Here is a 16,420-nt window from a genome sequence, read left to right on the forward strand (position 1 = left end):
CGCCGGAATGACGGGTGAGCGAACGTCACCGCATGGGCGGGGATTGCCTCGCCGTATACCGGTGGCGAATGTCTTCGAAAAAAGATTTGGGCGTGCTTGTCGATTGGGGTTGGTCCTCTTCGTCGTCCTGGTGAGAGCCCGGTACCGAGCCGGTCCAAACACCCACTGGAGGGCACGATGACCACCACCGCGAACACGACCCACGCCACCACTTCGACCTTCGGTGTGATGATCCGGGCCGGCGTCATCGCCGCGGTTGCCGCGAGCGCCGCCACCATGGCCGTCGCCGCCGCCGGCCACGCGGCAGGGGTCAGCCTCGATCTGGGCGGTGCCCCGATCCCGGTGGCGGGGTTCGGCGTGCTGACCGCTGCCTTTTCGCTGCTCGGCGTCGTCATCGCCGCGCTGCTGTTCCGTTTCGCCCGGCGTCCGCGGCGGACGTTCGTCCGCACGACGGTGATGCTGACGGTTCTGTCGCTGGCGCCGGACGTGATCGCCGATGCCGGGGCGGCCACCAAGGTGCTGCTGATGCTCACCCACCTGGTCGCGGCCGCGATCGTGATCCCGGCTGTCGCGCGCCGACTCGCCGCCTGACCGGCCCACCCTGCATGTCTGAGTCCATCGTCGGGGGTTGGCGTGCATGTCCGGCTTCTCAGTGGGAGTGGCTGGCAAGGGCGGGGCGTGGCTCTTCGCGGGCGGCCGGCTGGTCCGCCCGCGAAGAGCCGCGTGATGTGTGGTGGGCGGTTAGTGGTGGCGGCACAGCAGGAGGCGCAGGGCGGCCGCTGCTTGGGCGGGGACAACGCCGTTGCCGAGGACGCGCAGCGCGCCGGTTCGGGATAGGTCGAGCACTGGGTCGGTGACCCACCGGTCGGGTAGGCCCATGAGCCATTCCACGAACGGTGGCGCGAGGACGGGTCTGCCGTGCTGGCCGGGTTGGGTGGGCGCGGGTACGGGTCGGCCGGTCAAGCGTTCCCATCGGGCGACGGCCGGGGCGTAGACGCCCCAGATGGCTTCATCGGGTGTGCCGAGACTGCCGGTGGTGAGGTGGGCGACGGTGGTGCGCAGATCGGGTCCACCGGCGCCGTGGTGGCCGGGGCCTCGGGCGTCGGAGGCTCGGGGTGTCGGCAGGCTGGGTGGTGGGATGCGCACGGCTGCCGAGGGCAGGGTGAGGTCCCCGTGGGATCCGCGTTGCCCGGGACAGCCCTTGTGTCCGTCAGTCGCGCGGGGGGTCGGTAGGAGTACCTGGGACAGCGGCGGGCGGAACCCTGGGCCGGCGCGGCGGCCCGGGGTGCCGGTGTCGCTGGCGCGTGGTGTCGGCAGCAGGGTGTGGCGGGTGCGTGCGGTTCGATGAGGTCGGGCAGCCCATGCTGGTGGCCGGGTCCTTTGCCGTCACGGGCACACGGGGTGGGCAGCGTGCGGAGCCTCTCCCCCGCGGATGGTGGCGAGCAGGAACAGTCGGTCGCGTCGGTGGGGTGCGCCGATGTCGGATGCGCGTAGGCATAGCCAGCTCGTGTCGTACCCGAGCGCGGCCAGGTCGGCGTGGACGACGTCGAGTCCCCGTCTGCGCAGGGCGGCCACGTTTTCCACGAACACGAGCGGTGGTCGAAGGACGCGAAGGGCTGTAGGGATGTGGTGCCAGAGGTTGGAGTGGGGTCCGGTGATGCCGGCGCGTTTGCCGGCGTTGGAGATGTCCTGGCAGGGGAACCCTGCGGTGAGGACGTCGACGGGCGGCACGTGGGTCCAGTCGATGGTGCGGATGTCGCCGAGGTTGGGCACATGCGGCCAGTGGTGGGCGCAAACGGTGCGGGCGTGCCGGTCGGTTTCGGCGTACCAGGCGAGGTGGCCGCCGAGCACCAGTTCGACGGCCAGGTCAAGGCCGCCGTATCCGGTGCACAACGATCCGATGCGCGGTGCGGGTCTGTGGTCAATCACGCACCTCCCGCTCCGGCACGGCCGTCGCGTTTCCCCGCTGCCTCCGTCGACGGGGCGAGGTGGAAGCCGATGCACGACAGCCCGCCTTTGCGTCGACGCCTGCCGGAGGGTGAGCTCGTCGACGGGTATCCGCCCGATGCAGGAAGACCTGCCGGCGCAGGATCGCTGCCCGGCGTCGTTGGCGCGCGCCCTCCCGCGGCGAGTCGCAGCGTCGGACGCCGCTGCGGCCGCTCACGCGGCTGGCCGGGCGAGGCGCGGCCGAGTTCCGGGCAAGGTCCTGTCGGGAAGCCCGGTGTCGAGTTCCGGGGATGGTGGTCCGGCTGCCGCTATGGTCTGCCTCGTGAACGGCGGATTTGATCTCCACGACGAACTCGCGCGAGGCGTTCGGGACGCCGCTGGGGCGTGGCGATTCATCCGGCTCTTCGCCGCGCGCTATGCGAGCCCGATCGTGGCCGGCGACGGCCGCGACGACAGCGAGTTGCGGGCGGCGGAAGCCCGGCTGGGTTTTCCCCTGCCGGCGTCCCTGCGTGAGGCTTATGCGCTGGTCGGCAGGCGCTATGACCTGACCCGGAGTCAGGACCGCCTGCTTGCTCCGAATCAGGTCAGCGTCGACGCCACGGGCCAGGTGCTGGTCTTCCGGGTGGAGAACCAGAGCGTGGCGCAGTGGGGCGTTCCGCTGTCGGCGGTGACGGAGCCCGACCCGCCGGTGGTGTTCCGGGTTGAGTCGGCCAGCAAGGCCGAGCGGGACTGGCAGCCGTTCCTCGATCGGGTCTCGTTGGCGTGTGTGGAGATGGTGCTGTCGGAGTGGATGTTCTCGGGTGAGGTGTTCGCCGACAACCGTGAGCTGGACGATGAGGCCATCGCATTGCTCGAGCAGCGGTTCCGTCGGCTGCCGATGCCTGATTACCCGTTCTGGGCCGGGCCCGACGGCAGGCCGATGAGGTGGTTCGACGGGCTGGGGGCGGTCCTGCGTGAGGACGGCGGGGCGTGGTTGTGGGTGGCCGCGGCGACGGCGGGCGCTATCGCCGGGGTGCGGCGGGCGTTGCCCGGTGAGTGGTTGATGGACGAGGGGTAGCAGCCGGCTGCGCCGACGGGTGGTCATCGGGACGGACCACCTTCGGTTTCCGTGAGGTCTTCCGGCGTCGGGAGGGCTTGCGGCCGGCGGAAGATCAGCACGTCCTCGTGCGTGATCAGGTGCAGCGGGATACCGCCGGTGCGGGCCTTGCGCACGGTTTGGAGTTGGAAGAACGACGGCCGGCCGACGAGGTGCCCGTCTCGGACCGCGGCGAGCAGGGCGACGCACCGTTCGGTCGGGACCAGGCCGGCGCGCAGGCCGGCGGCGATGACCGCGGACGGCAGGTCGACGAGCTGGCCGTTCTTGCGCCAGGGGCGGGCGGTGACCACCACGGTGCCGCCGGGGCGCAGCACAGTGGCGCAGCCGGCCAGGATCTGTTCGAACCCGTCGGTGAGGCCGGTGAGGTCGCGGTAGGCGAGGTTCCCGCGGTCGGTGCCGTAGCTGTTGTCGAACTTCGCTACACCGTCGGCTCCGGGCCGGACGAGGCCGTGGACGGTGGGTCCGTACGGGGGTGAGGTGACCACGAGGGCGGCCTGCCCGGCGAGGGCTGCGGGCAGGAGGGCGGCAAGGCGGGTGGCGTCGCCGCGGACCACTGAGGCGCGGCCGGTGGCGCCGTGCTGGTGGGCGTGAGTGATGTTGGCGTCGGCGATGTTCGACCAGCGTGGCTCGTACTCGACCCCGATGGCGTCGCGGCCGGCGTGGATGGCTTCGACGAGGGTGGTGCCGATCCCGCACATGGGGTCGAGGACGAGGTCGCCGGGCTGGGTGTAGGCGGCGATGGCGTGCGCGGCGATCGCGGGGAGCATGCGGGCGGGGTGCTTGACGGACTCGGCGACATAGCGGCCGCGGCGTTGCACCGGTCCGGTCTGCTGCGCGGTGGCCCACACCGACAGGCGCTGTGGTTGGTCCGGTGCCCGGTGACGTCCGCTGTTCTCGCGGTGGCTGCCGTCGTCACGGTGCTGGCCGAGGTAGGCGTCCTCGGCGTCGCCGGGCTGCCCCTGGCTGGGTAGGAAGGGGCTGTGATCAGCCACGGCGTTCACCGCCCTCGCGCGGCCGCCGGTTCGCCTGCCTTGTGGCCGGTCCGGGTACGGGGCTGAACACGAGCAGGTCCGCGTGGACCTTCAGGTGCGCCACCGTCCACCGCTGCGGGCTGGCTTGCTGGGCGATGGTGAGTAGCTCCTCGTCGGTGACGTGGTAGACGAAGGCGTCCCCTTCGGTGTCGGCGGTGACGGCGACGATGTGCTGCAGGTAGCCCAGGCCCACGGACGCGGCGGCGGTGGCCACCGGGGTGAAGTCCTCTGGCCCGGCGGCCGTGGTGGTGGGGACGGTGACGACGAGGACGAGGCAGCCGCCGGGGCGCAGGAGGCGCGCGCAGGCGGTCAGCAGCCATGCCAGCCGGATCCGGTTGGTGGCATCGGCGGGGTCGAGGGGCCAGCAGGCCACGACGAGGCTGGTCGCCTCGTGCAGTGATGTGCCGTGGCGGGACGGGGTGGTCGGGTCGGTGGACGGGGGCAGGTCGGGGTCGGTGAGGTCGTCGCCGAACCAGGCGCCCAGGTCCGGCAGGTCCCCGTCATCGGGCGGCGCGGCCGGGTCGGGCGGGGTCGGTGCGGTGGCGGGGCCGATGATGAGGCTGGAGACGTCGGTGAACCAGCCGGGATGGTGCCGGCGGTGGCCTGCGCGGCAGACGGCGGCCAGGGCGTGGTCGCCGGTGAGGTCGACGACCGGGTCGCCGGGGCGGCTGTAGGCGGCGACGAGCCGGTAGGCCAGCCGGGCGCCGACGGTGCGGTCGGTGTCGGTGTCGGTGCGGGCGGTGCGCCACACGGTGACCGGTACCGGTGGGTCACCGGCGACCACGTCGGTCAGGGTCGAGTCGGCCTCGGGTGGGTCGACGGGCTGGACAGGATCGTGGGGGTGTTGCGGCGTGTGCTCGCTCATGTGGATGTGGGCTCCGCGCCGCGCCGTGATGCGCTGACACCCTCAAATCGGCGGTTGTCAGCTGTGGCGGACACCCTTTCGGTCTGACGGGGGTCTGACAGCACCGCCGGTCGTGGAGGCGTGGCGCCCTGGATCGGTCAAACGTGCCCGGGCGGCTGTCGCGCCGCCCTGATGGAAGGTGACGGACAGCCATGGCGGCAGCGGTGGATGCCGTTGGGGTGGGCCGCCGCTGTCAGACAGTCGCCTGGTCGTGGTCGCCGCGCGTGTCAGGTTCAGCGCGGTGAGGCGGCCTCCTCGACGACAGTCACGTCTGTCATCCGTCGGTGCCGCTGTCAGACCTGGCGCGGCCGCGGTGTCAGACGCCATGCCACGTTTCGCCGTATCGGCCGTGTCCGACAGCGGCAGGCTGTTAGAGACGGCCGGCGGCACCGTGCTCTGGTCAGACCGCTGTCAGGTTCGGTTGAGGGGACGGCGAGGCTGTCAGGTCCGCCGACACGGCCCGTGTCACCACCCGGGCTGGCGATATCGACGCGCAGGTCAGAGCAGGCTTGTCAGGCCGGTGCCAGGATCCGGCGCGGACGGCGGCCGTTGCCTCCATTGCTGCGTGCCGGTGCGGTGGCCCGGTCCTGTCGTGCTGCTGGCCTGGACTGTCATAGGTCTGTGAGGTCGCCGTGGCGCAATCGGTGTCTTCCGCGCCGGTGTGACACCACCTCGGCGTGTCGTCGACGATCGCCTCTGGAGTGTGTGACATGACCGTGTCCGACTCGAATTGGCCGGACTCGCCGCTGGACGCTGTCGAGGCCGCCTTCGCGGCACTGACCACGGGCCCCGACCCCCTGACACTCGATCTGGACACGCTCGGACCTGGCACCGGTTTGCCGGCCGGTGTCATGACACTGCCTGCGCTGCGGGACTGGCTGCTGCACCGTCCGCGCGCCTACGCGGCGCGTGACGCGGTGTGGCGGGACCTGGTTCGCCGCGCTCGCTTGGACGGACCGTCCTGGGTCATCGCGGCGGTGGCGATGGCGATGCCCGCGCTGCGCCGGCATGCCGGGCGGCTGCACGCGGGGTGGTCCGGTGACGGAGCCGACCTGGACGCGGAGATCCTCACCGGTTTCCTCGCCGCCTTGCGCGACCGCGTCGACCTGGCCAAGCCGGCCCCGTACGCCGCGTTGTGCATGGCCGCCTGGCGGGCCGGTCACGAGATGCTGCGCCGGGCGGGCACCGCGGTGCCGGTGCAGGACCTGGAGCACGTCATTGGCCCGCGCGCGCCGCACGTCCCCTACGGCCACCCCGACCTCCTGGTTCGCCGGGCCGCCCGGCTCGGTCTGCTCGAGGCCAGTGACCTCGAGCCCTACATCGACCTGCGGCTCGGGGGCAGAGCGATCGAACCGATCGCCGCGCGTCTGGGCATCACCGTCGACGCGCTGCGTAAGCGGATGAACGGCATCGACCAGCGCCTCGCTGACGCCCTCGCCATGGGGCTGCTCAGCGGCGTCGTCTCGGCCCAGGCTCGCGAGTATCTGCAGCACCAGTCCGCGCACCGCGCGCGCACTCGCACCGGCCGCGCCGGCGCCCTGCGCAGCGCGCCTCGAGCAGCCGCCTGACCTGCGACGCTTTTCCGCTGCGGGCTGGCGCCTTGGCAGGGCGCGGAGGCACGGCGCCGCGTGATCAGCGGCGGGTACGGTTGCCCGCTACTTCACGACCCGGAACCGCAGGTGCGTGACCGCGTCGGAGGCGATCACCTGCGTGCGCTCCAACTCGATGTGGCCCAGGTCGTCCAGCAGCCGGGTTCCGGCGCCCAGCACGACGGGCACCAAGTTGACCTGCAACTCATCCAGCAGCCCGGCGCGCAGGAACTGCCGTCCCGTCTGGGCGCCCATCACGATCACGTCCTTGTCGTCGGCCGCGTCCTGGGCGGACTTGAGGGCGGTCTCGATGCCGTCGGTGACGAAGGTGAACGTCGCGCTCGTCATGGCGAGTTCGTCACGGGCCTGGTGGGTGAGTACGAAGGTCGGTGCCGGATAGGGGGTGTCCTGCCAGTGGGGCAGTCCGACGTCGAACGTGCGCTTGCCGACCACGACCGCGCCCACCGAGGCGAACGTGGCAGCGATGACCTCCTTGTCGCGCGGGTCGGGACGGTCGGTGAACATCCATTCATGTAGCCGCATGCCGCCCTTTCCCATTGGATGTTCCGCGCCGATGTCGGGGCCGGCGACGAAGCCGTCCAACGACATGCTCTTGTACAGCACCACGGTGCCCATCGAGACCTCCTGAACGTTGTCTTCAGGGTTGGACCGTCAGGCCTCCCAGGACTCATCGGCGACGCCGCGTCGGTGCCAGATTCAATGGGGCGAAGCACCCAATCCACAACATCCACCGGACACCCGGTGAACGTTAGTGGACACCGCACTAGGCGAAGAGTTGCTCCAGCACCTGGGCGACACCGTCCTCGTCATTGCCGGCCGTGTGGTTGGCCGTCGCCGCGAGTACCGAGCCGTGTGCGTTAGCGACGGCGTAGGCAGTGCCCGCCCAGGCGAGCATGGGTAGATCGTTGGGAGCATCCCCGAAAGCGATCACCTCGGCTGGGTCCACCTCCCAGTCCTGGCAGAGCGTGGCCAGGGCGGCAGCCTTGGAGACGCCGAGCGCGGCGATCTCCAGCGGCGCGCGCTCGGCGGACCACGTGCATTCGATGAGTTGACCGAGTCCGGGACGCAGCCGCGTCCAGGCCACATCCGGGTCCTGATCGGGCAACCAGACCATGATCTTGACCAGCGAGTCGGCAACGAGTTCCGACAGCGTGGCGACGGGCACCCGGTCGTTGTCCAGTGTCGGGCGGTAGCGGTAACCCGGTTCGAAGAGCACCCGGTGACCGGTCTCCACGGCAAAGCCGGCCCCGGGCACCAGACGAGAGATCTCCGCCACCACCCGCCGCGTCACGTCCTGCGGCAGCGGGTGAGTGATCTGAATCTGGTGGCTGCCGACGGCGTAGCGCACCGCCCCATTGCCACAGACCGCGATGTCGATGAGCGTCTCCGACCCGAAGAGATCGTCGATGACCCGGGCCGGGCGGGCAGTTGCCGCCACCACGCGCACGTCAGCGGCTCGCGCGATTCGCAGGGCCTCGCGGGTCCGGTCAGACAGCGTCGAGTCGCTGCGTAGCAGGGTGCCGTCGAGATCCGTGGCGATGACGCGAGGGGTGACCATGGCGACATCTCACCACAGTTGCGCCGCTCCACATGGGCGCAAGTCTTTGAAGACAGGCCCGAGCGAGCGGGCCGGGCATCACGATGCCCGCGCGTGGGCGCAGCTGGTGGTCAGACGAGTGCCGTGGCTGTCAGACCGATGTCAGCTCCGGGGGTGTCCGGCAGAGCTGACAAACGCCGGTTTGAGGGTGCGGAACTCTTCCGCAGCGCTACACGCGGCGCTGGGAGGTTCCGCCCGCCGCCGGGCCCGAGGTGGGGGCTTACGCGAGCCGGGCGCCTCGGGTGCCGCGCCGTCTTGGTGCGCTGACACCTCACCGATTCCCGCTACACCCGACAGGGAGGAGGCGCTCCTCCCGAGGGACTGCCGCGGCTCGCCGACGCTCCGTCCAGTGCCCGGCGGCGGCCCTGTCGACGTCCTTTCGACGCCCGCCCCTCGCTAGCTCGAGGGGTGGGCTGGAGGTGAACCTGCCCATGTACCGCATCCGCGCACGTCTTCGTGCCCTCACCAACGTCCACGTCCTCCGCCGCCTCGTCACGGTGGCCGTCACAATCGCCCTGGTCTTGGCGGCACCGGCCGCCGCACAGGCCGATTCTGGTGCGCCGGCGATCGTGGCGGTGAACTCGCTGCCGGTTGTCATCGCCAATCTGCGGGCCTGGCTGATCGGCATCCTCGCCGCCCTGGCCACCTTGTTCCTCGTCCTGGCCGGCGTCTACTGGGCCACCGCAGGCGGCGACCCGGCGCAGGTCGAGCGGGCCAAGGGCGCACTGAAAAACGCCCTGGTCGGCTACGGCCTGGCCCTCCTCGCCCCTGTCCTGCTGCAGGTCGTCCAAGGCATCGTCGGAGGCTGACCATGAGCTGGCTACTCGACCAGATCCTGGACTGGCTGTCGACGACGATCCTCGCGAGCCTGGACGCCCTGTTCGGGGTGATCAGTAGCGCAATGCTGATCACCCCGAAGGTCACCGCCCTGCCGCAGGTGCAGGCCCTGACGGGCCGCTCGGTACTCGTCGTCGACACCGTCTTCATCCTCGCCTTCGTGGCCGCCGGGCTGCTCACCATGACCGCCGGCGGCAGTGAAACCACCCGCTACGCGGCCAAGGACCTCGTTCCGAGGCTGATCGTCGGGTTCGTCGCCGCGCACTTCTCGCAGCTGTGGTGCGGCATGCTCATCGACCTGGCCAACGCCCTGACCGGCGCGCTCACCACACCCGAGGGGGCTAGCGACGGCGCGCTGCGCGCCATCAAGACGCACATCCTCGCCGGGCAGGACACCACGGCGGTGCTGCTGTTCGTGATCTGCGTGGCAATCATCGCCGTCCTCCTCGCGGGCACCGCGTTCAGCGTGATCGTCCGCTTCGCCGTGGTCATCGTCCTGACCGCCATCGCGCCGCTGGCCCTCGCTTGTCACGCGATGCCGCAGACCGAACCAGTCGCGCGCATGTGGTGGCGGTCCTACGCCGGTGTCCTCGCCGTGCCCGTCGTGCAGGGCTTCACTCTCTACGCCGGGCATTGGATGCTCACCGACCCCGAGCACCTGCTGCCCGTGCTCGGGCTGCCGGTGGATCCGGGCAGCGCGATCAACCTGTTCGTGGTCATGGTCATGCTGTGGACGACGCTGCGCGTGCCGTCCCTGATGCGCCGCTACGTGGCCACCGGCAACAGCGGCCGCGGGGTGAACATGCTCGGCGCGGCGGTGCGGGTCATCGTCGTGCAGCAGGCCACCCGTACGGTGCCCGGCCTCGGCCGCGGGCTGAAGGCGGTCGGCCGATGAGCCGCCACGACGACCGCGCCGATCCGGGCCGGGTGCGGATGCCCGCTGACGTCGACGCTCCCGACAAGGTGCTCTACGGTCTGACGTTCCGGCAGCTGGCGATCCTCGCCGTCGCCGCCCTCGCCTTCTACGGGGCGTGGCGGGCCCTGCACACGTTCGTTCCCGCGCTGGTACTGATCTGCGCGGCTGTCGTGCTCGGCGGTCTCGTGTTCGGCGTGGCCGTGGGCCGGCGTGACGGCCTGCCGCTGGATGTGTGGCTGCTCGCCGCCGTGCGGCACTCTCGGGTGCCGCGGGCGTTGTCGACGACCGACACGACAACCGAGGTGCCCGACTGGGTGCAGGCCCCGGCGTCGAAGGTGACCCTGCCAGCGCCGTTGAAGCTGCCCGCCGACGCGATCGACGATGGCGGGGACATCCGCCTGGCCGGAGCGCGGGCGGCGATGGTGGCCGCCACCAGCGTCAACCTCGCCCTGCGCACCCCCGACGAGCAGGCAGCGCTGGTCGACACGTTCGGCCGGTGGCTGAACTCGCTGTCCGCGCCGACGCAGATCGTCGTGTCCGCCCAACCGGTGGACCTGCAGGGCGCCGCCCGCGCCCTCGCCGAGGCAGCCGAGAAGCTGCCGCACCCCGCTCTGGCGGACGCGGCGGCCGACCATGCCCGCTTCCTCGGCGACCTCGCTACCAGGCGGGATCCGCTGCGCCGGCAGGTCCTCATCGTCACCCGCACCACCGCCGGCGAGCGCGCCGCCCGCCGGCGCGCCGAGGACACCGTCCGCGCGCTGGCCGGCCTCGGCGTCACCACCCGGGCGCTGGACGGCGCGGCCGTCACCGCCGCTCTCGCCGCAGCCGCCGATCCCTACCGGCCGCCCCGACCCGGCGGCCTCGCGGCCCCCGACGCCGTCATCACCGCATCCGCGCCCCACCGGCGCCACCGACCCGAAAGGAGCTGACAGGCATGAAGAACCGCAACCGACCCCACCCGGGCGGGCCGGGCCACCGGGCGCGGGGGCTGGCCGCGACGGTCGCCCCCGCCTCGGTAGAGGTGACGCCGCGGATGCTGCGCGTCGGCGACGGCTACGCCGCCACTCTCGTGGTCACCGGCTATCCGGCCGAGGTCGGTCCGGCCTGGCTCGAGCCGCTGCTGTCCTGGCCGGGCCGCCTCGACCTCGCGTTGCACATCGACCCGCTGCCCGCCCCGGTCGCCGCTGCCCGGCTGCGCACCCAGCGGGCCCGCTTCGAGTCCTCGCGGCGGGCGCACGCTGAGCGGGGCAAGCTACCCGACCCGGCCGTCGACGCCGCCGCCGACGATGCGGCGGACCTCGCGCAGCGGCTCGCCCGTGGCGCGGCGCAACTGTTCCGCGTCGGTCTCTACCTGACCGTGCACGCCCGCACCGAAGACGAACTTCTCGAAGCGTGCGCGCAGGTCAAGGCCGCCGCCGCGTCCACCCTGGTCGAGGTGCAACCGTCAACCTGGCGGCACCTCGCAGGCTGGACCACCACCCTTCCCCTGGCCACCGACAGCCTGCAGATGCGGCGCACCATGGACACCGCCGCCCTCGCCGCCGCGTTCCCCCTCGCCTCCGCCGATCTGCCCGCGCCGCTGCCCGGCGACCCACCCGCCGAGGGTGGGGTGCTCTACGGGGTGAACCCGGACTCGCAGGGCATCGTGTGGTGGGACCGCTGGGCGCAGGAGAACCACAACTGCGTCGTCCTGGCACGGTCCGGTGCCGGCAAGTCGTATTTTGTGAAGCTGGAGATCCTGCGCAGCCTCTACCAGCGGGTGCAGGTCGCCGTCATCGACCCCGAAGACGAGTACCCGCGCCTGGCCGACGCGGTCGGCGGCGCCGTGGTCCGCCTCGGCGCGTCCGGGGTGAAGATCAACCCCCTGGATCTGCCGGCCGACGACACTCGCCCGGACGTGCTCACCCGACGCGGCCTGTTCCTGCACACCCTCGTCAGCGTCCTGCTCGGGCAGCAGCCGCCGCCCGCCGAGCGGGCGGCCCTGGACCGGGCGATCCTGGCTGTCTACCGGGCGGCGGGCATCACCGCGGACCCGGCCACCCACCACCGGCCCGCACCGCTCCTGCGCGACCTCGCCGACTGCCTGCGAGCCGACGACGACCCCGCCGCCAGGCAGCTCGCCGCCCGCCTCGCGCCATGGGTGCAGGGGTCGTTCTCCGACCTGTTCAACGGGCCGAGCACCACCCGACCCGACGGGCACCTCGTCGTGTGGTCGCTGCGGCACCTGCCCGACGAGCTGCGCACCATTGGCACCCTGCTCGCCTTGGACGCGATCTGGCGGCAGGTCGACGCCCCCGGCCGGCTGGCCGCACGGCGGCTCGTGGTCGTGGACGAGGCGTGGCTGCTCATGCGCGACGGCGAGGGCGCCCGGTTCCTGTTCCGCATGTCCAAGGCCGCCCGCAAACGCCACGCCGGCCTGACCGTCATCACCCAGGACGTCGCCGACGTCCTGGGCACCGACCTCGGGCAGGCCGTCGTCGCCAACGCCGCGACCCAGGTGCTGCTCAAGCAGGCGCCGCAGGCCATCGACGCCATCGGCGAGGCGTTCGGGCTCACCGCCGGCGAGCGACGGCTGCTCCTCGCCGCCCGGGTCGGCACGGGGTTGCTGATCTCCGGTACCAACCGGACCAGCTTCGAGGCCGTCGCCTCCCCCGCCGAGCACCGGCTCTGCACCACGAGCCCGAGCGAGCTGGCCGACCTCGACGACGAAGGAGACGAGCTGTGAACTGGTCCCTCGCCCCGTACCTGGCCTTGCCGGCGGCCGACCCCAGCCCCTCGGCGCCCGGCACCGAAGTCCTCCCACCGCCGACGGGCGCCGCGCGGTGGGTGCTCGACGCCGCCGGCTGGGTGGCGCAGCGGCCCTGGCTGCTCGCCGTCGCGGCGGCCGTGCTGGTGGCCTACGTCGCTGCCTGCAACCTCCTGCGGCTGGGGCGGCACCGCCGGCACGCCGACGGCGCCCGTCTGGTCACCATTGCTCCGCCACCGGAGGTCGACCCGCACGGCGCGGCGGCGTTGTGGGCCAACCTCGCCGGCACCCTCACCCAGTCGCGCCGGCGGCGGCTGCTCTACGGCAGTCCGCACGTGGTGTGGCAGTACTCGTGGACCGGTCGGCGGCTGCTGATCTCCGTGTGGGTGCCCGGCACCGTCGCACGCGGCGCCCTGGAAGCCGCCGTCCGCGCCGCCTGGCCCGGCGCCGCCTGCGCGGTCGAGGACAGCGCTCCCCCGCCAATGCCGGTGGATGTGCCGGCGGCGGTGGGCGGTCACCTGCTGCCGATGGCAGCGGAGTGGCTGCCGTTGCACACCGGCCACGACAACGATCCGCTGCGGGCGCTGATGTCCGCCGGCTCCCAGCTCAAGGCTGACGAGTACGCGTGTGTGCAGGTCCTGGCCCGCCCTGCCGGGCCGCGGCGCGTGTCGCGGGCCCGGCGGGCCGCCGCCCGGTTGCGCGACGGCAAAACCGCCGTCCCTGGGCTCAACCCGGCCGCTCCCCTGCGGTGGCTCGTCGAGCTGTTCCTGCCCGGCAGCACCGCAGGCCCCGCCCGATCAGCTCCGGCGGGGCGGCGCGACCCGGGCGTGGAGCGCGATGTGCGGGCGATCCTCGACAAGACCTCCCACCCGCTGTGGGAGACCGCCGTGCGCTACGCCGTCGGCAAGGACAGCCGGCGCGGCGGCACGGACCAGCGGCCCCGGCTGCTGGGCATCGCCGACGCGATCGCGTCCTCCTTCGCGATCTATTCGGGCCGCAACCGCCTCGTCCCTCGTACCCGCATGTCATCGCCGGCCGCGGTGCTGGCGTCGCGGCGGCTCGGCGGCGGGTTCCTCACCTGCACCCCGGAGCTGGCCGCGCTCGCCGCGCTGCCCCGGGACCTGGCCGTGCCCGGGCTGGACCGGGCGCGCGCGAAGTCCATGCCCGCCCCGGTCGCCGTGCCCACCGGGGGGCGCGGCATGAAGGTGATCGGTGACGCGCAGGTCGGTGGTCACGGGGTGGCCCTGGCCGTGCCCGACGCCCGCTACCACCTGCACGTCGTGGGGGCCACCGGCTCCGGGAAGACGACGCTGCTGGTCAACATGGCGGTCGACGACATCAAGGCCGGTCGCGGCACGGTGGTCATCGACCCGCACGGCGACATGGTCCTGGACATCCTCGACCGGCTCCCGGCATCGGTCGCGGACCGGGTGGTGCTGTTCGATCCCGATCAGCCGAACCCGCCGACGATCAACCCGCTGTCCGGCGACGACCCGGATCTGGTCGTGGACAACCTGGTGTCGATCTTCGGGAACATCTTCGCCAAGGCGTGGGGCCCGCGCATGGACGATGTGATGCGGGTGGCGTGCCTGACCCTGCTGCGGCACGCCAACGTCACCCTGCAGCACATCCCGCCCCTGCTCAATTCCGCGCAGTTCCGCTCGGCGATGACCGTTGACCTCGACGACCCGGCCGGCCTGTCCGGGTTCTGGCAGTGGTATGACGAGCTCAACCCCGCCCTGCGCTCCCAGGTCATCGGGCCCGTCCTGGCGCGCCTGCGGGCGTTCCTGCTGCGCGATTTCGTCAAGCGGACCATGCGCTACCCGCGCTCGAGTTTCGACATGGGTGAGGTCCTCGACGGCGGGGCGCTGCTCGTGCGCATCCCCAAGGGTCAGCTCGGGGAGGACACCAGCAAGCTGCTCGGCTCCCTGGTGCTGGCGCAGGTGTGGCAGGCGGCCACCGCCCGGGCGAAGATCGCCCCCGACAAGCGGCGCGACGCGACGCTGATCATCGACGAGGCGCAGAACTTCCTCACCCTCGCCAACAGCCTGGACACGATGCTCGCCGAGGCCCGTAAGTACCGGCTGTCGCTGGTGCTGTCGCACCAGGACCTCGCCCAGTTCCCGAAGGACCTTCTCGCCGCGGCGTCGGCGAACGCCCGCAACAAGATCTATTTCTCGTGCGCGCCGGAGGACGCTCGCGTCCTGGCTCGGCACACCCTGCCGGAACTCGACGAGCACGACCTGACCCATCTCGACGCCTACACCGCCGCCACCCGCCTGGTCGTAGGCGGCCGACAGACGCCGGCGTTCACCATGAAGACCCGCCCACCCAAGCCGCTGATCGGCGAGGCGACCGCGATCCGGCAGGCCGCGGCGCGCGCCGTTCCGGTGCAGGACATCGGCGCGATCGACGCTCTGGTCGACCGCTACTCAGGGCCACCCCAGCAAACCCGCGCGCCCCGTGTGGAGAGCAACAAGGCCAGGCCTTGAGGCCGGTTGACCGCGAACGGGTCGCCCGGCGCGGCCAGGTGGCGGGCTGACGAAGGTTCCTTCGGGGTCTGTCAGGCGCCTGGTGGGGATTTCCGTCACCCCTTCCGCAGACGCTTCCTTCGCCCTTCACCACCAAGGGCTGACTGCCGCTGACCGACAGCGCGGGCAGGCCTGTCAGTGCAGCACACGGCGGCCCACCGGCACCGTCACCACCACCCCTGATTCCAGACACCCCTCCAACGGAGGGGACCCACTTCCTCCCCTGAAGGGACGTCCGCTCGTGTCTACCGATCGACCTGTCTTCCATCCCCGGTCATCCAACCCCCGGCTCCTCGCCTCCCGCAGCAACACCAGCCGCCGCTCCCGCCTGGAACACCTACGTCGACTCACGCTGCGCGACCGTCAACTCCTCGCCTGGCTCGCCGAGCACTATGTGCTCTCCGCCGACCAGATCACCGAGGCGGCGTTCACCTCCCGCCGCTCCGCCCGGCTACGACTGGCCACCCTGCACGGCATCGAGGCCGTCAGCCGCTTCGTCGACATCACCACCGGCGACGGCCAGTACCTCTACGCCCTCGGTCCCCTCGGCATGCTCGTGCACCCCACCGCCTACAACGACCCGGATCGGCCCGACGCCCGACCGCCGCGCAGCAGCATCGAGCGCACCGAACGCATCGTCGGCAGCTGCCGGCTCGCCCACCTGCTCGGCACCAACCAACTGTTCGTCGACCTCCTCGCCCACGCCCGCTGCCACCAGAACGCGCGGCTGGCGAGGTGGTGGTCCGAGCAGCACGCCACCGCCGCCTATGCCGTCGCCGGCATCCGGCCCGATGGGCACGGCGTGTGGTGCGTCGGGCACCAGCAGGTGGGGTTCTTCCTGGAGCACGACAACGGCACCGAACCGCTCGCGATCGTGCTGCGCAAGCTGCGCGGCTACGAACGCCTCGCCCAGTTCGGGCCCCGCTACCCGGTCCTGCTACGCGTGCGGAGCAGACGCCGGGAGGCGAACCTGCTACGCGCGCTCGCCGGTGTTCCCACCGCAATGCCCGTCGCCACCGGCATCCACGACGAGCATCCCGCCGGACCGGCCTGGACGCTGACCACGGAGCCCGGGCTGCGCCGCTGGCTGCACGAGCTGCCCAGCGACCACGGCCCCGACAACCCCGCCACGAACCCCCACCGCTTCACCCACCCCGACGACGACTAGCCAGGTGCCCCAGTCAGCCCTGCTGGCGGGCCTCAAC

General features: G+C 71.9%; 14 protein-coding genes. 9 read left to right on the top strand and 5 right to left on the bottom strand.

The genetic code is table 11. The features are described 5' to 3' along the window. The first annotated feature begins 177 nt into the window (after positions 1–177). Positions 178–591, top strand: coding sequence for a DUF6069 family protein (locus tag ABZV78_RS06485; protein WP_355635897.1), 414 nt, complete (start codon positions 178–180; stop codon positions 589–591). A 795-nt stretch (positions 592–1,386) separates the two neighbouring features. On the opposite strand, the gene dcm is transcribed toward ABZV78_RS06485, so the two are convergent. Continuing rightward, positions 1,387–1,929 carry a DNA (cytosine-5-)-methyltransferase gene (gene dcm / locus ABZV78_RS06490; protein ID WP_355635898.1) on the bottom strand — a complete coding sequence of 181 codons (543 nt, stop codon included), beginning with the start codon at positions 1,927–1,929 and terminating at the stop codon, positions 1,387–1,389. A gap of 340 nt (positions 1,930–2,269) precedes the next feature. On the opposite strand from dcm, the gene ABZV78_RS06495 reads away from it, so the two are divergent. Next, positions 2,270–3,004, top strand: a complete 735-nt coding sequence (locus ABZV78_RS06495; protein ID WP_355635899.1) for a hypothetical protein — start codon at positions 2,270–2,272, stop codon at positions 3,002–3,004. A 23-nt stretch (positions 3,005–3,027) separates the two neighbouring features. Here the strand turns inward: ABZV78_RS06495 and ABZV78_RS06500 are convergent, their stop codons facing one another. Beyond that, positions 3,028–4,035, bottom strand: coding sequence for a DNA methyltransferase (locus ABZV78_RS06500; protein ID WP_355635900.1), 1,008 nt, complete (start codon positions 4,033–4,035; stop codon positions 3,028–3,030). Beyond that, entirely contained in the window at positions 4,028–4,939 is a 912-nt protein-coding gene (locus tag ABZV78_RS06505; protein ID WP_355635901.1) for a hypothetical protein, read from the bottom strand. Before ABZV78_RS06505 ends, ABZV78_RS06500 begins: the two co-directional genes overlap by 8 nt. A 749-nt stretch (positions 4,940–5,688) precedes the next feature. On the opposite strand from ABZV78_RS06505, the gene ABZV78_RS06510 reads away from it, so the two are divergent. Continuing rightward, a complete protein-coding gene (locus tag ABZV78_RS06510; protein WP_355635902.1) occupies positions 5,689–6,546 on the top strand; it encodes a hypothetical protein in 858 nt (285 codons plus the stop codon). An 87-nt stretch (positions 6,547–6,633) separates the two neighbouring features. Here ABZV78_RS06510 and ABZV78_RS06515 read toward each other — a convergent pair whose 3' ends face one another. Then, a complete protein-coding gene (locus ABZV78_RS06515; RefSeq protein ID WP_355635904.1) occupies positions 6,634–7,203 on the bottom strand; it encodes a dihydrofolate reductase family protein in 570 nt (189 codons plus the stop codon). A 148-nt stretch (positions 7,204–7,351) separates the two neighbouring features. Beyond that, on the bottom strand, positions 7,352–8,146 hold the full coding sequence (locus ABZV78_RS06520) for an HAD family hydrolase (protein ID WP_355635906.1): 795 nt from the start codon (positions 8,144–8,146) through the stop codon (positions 7,352–7,354). 470 nt (positions 8,147–8,616) lie between these two features. Between ABZV78_RS06520 and ABZV78_RS06525 the strand changes: the two genes are divergently transcribed. From ABZV78_RS06525 to ABZV78_RS06550, 6 genes are all read left to right on the top strand, one after another. Further along, a complete protein-coding gene (locus ABZV78_RS06525) occupies positions 8,617–8,994 on the top strand; it encodes a pilin (RefSeq protein ID WP_355636013.1) in 378 nt (125 codons plus the stop codon). Between the two features lie 2 nt (positions 8,995–8,996). After that, positions 8,997–9,917 carry a hypothetical protein gene (locus tag ABZV78_RS06530; protein ID WP_355635908.1) on the top strand — a complete coding sequence of 307 codons (921 nt, stop codon included), beginning with the start codon at positions 8,997–8,999 and terminating at the stop codon, positions 9,915–9,917. Next, a complete protein-coding gene (locus ABZV78_RS06535) occupies positions 9,914–10,867 on the top strand; it encodes a PrgI family protein (RefSeq protein ID WP_355635910.1) in 954 nt (317 codons plus the stop codon). The genes ABZV78_RS06530 and ABZV78_RS06535 overlap by 4 nt, the downstream gene beginning before the upstream one ends. 5 nt (positions 10,868–10,872) lie before the next feature. Continuing rightward, positions 10,873–12,663 carry a DUF87 domain-containing protein gene (locus ABZV78_RS06540; RefSeq protein ID WP_355635912.1) on the top strand — a complete coding sequence of 597 codons (1,791 nt, stop codon included), beginning with the start codon at positions 10,873–10,875 and terminating at the stop codon, positions 12,661–12,663. Continuing rightward, a complete protein-coding gene (locus tag ABZV78_RS06545; RefSeq protein WP_355635914.1) occupies positions 12,660–15,176 on the top strand; it encodes a DUF87 domain-containing protein in 2,517 nt (838 codons plus the stop codon). The genes ABZV78_RS06540 and ABZV78_RS06545 overlap by 4 nt, the downstream gene beginning before the upstream one ends. Before the next feature lie 367 nt (positions 15,177–15,543). Then, complete coding sequence (locus tag ABZV78_RS06550; protein ID WP_355636014.1) at positions 15,544–16,383, top strand: replication-relaxation family protein; 840 nt, start codon at positions 15,544–15,546, stop codon at positions 16,381–16,383. Positions 16,384–16,420: the final 37 nt, after the last annotated feature.

The sequence above is a fragment of the Micromonospora sp. NPDC004540 genome (assembly GCF_040610095.1).
Classification (GTDB): Bacteria; Actinomycetota; Actinomycetes; order Mycobacteriales; family Micromonosporaceae; genus Micromonospora.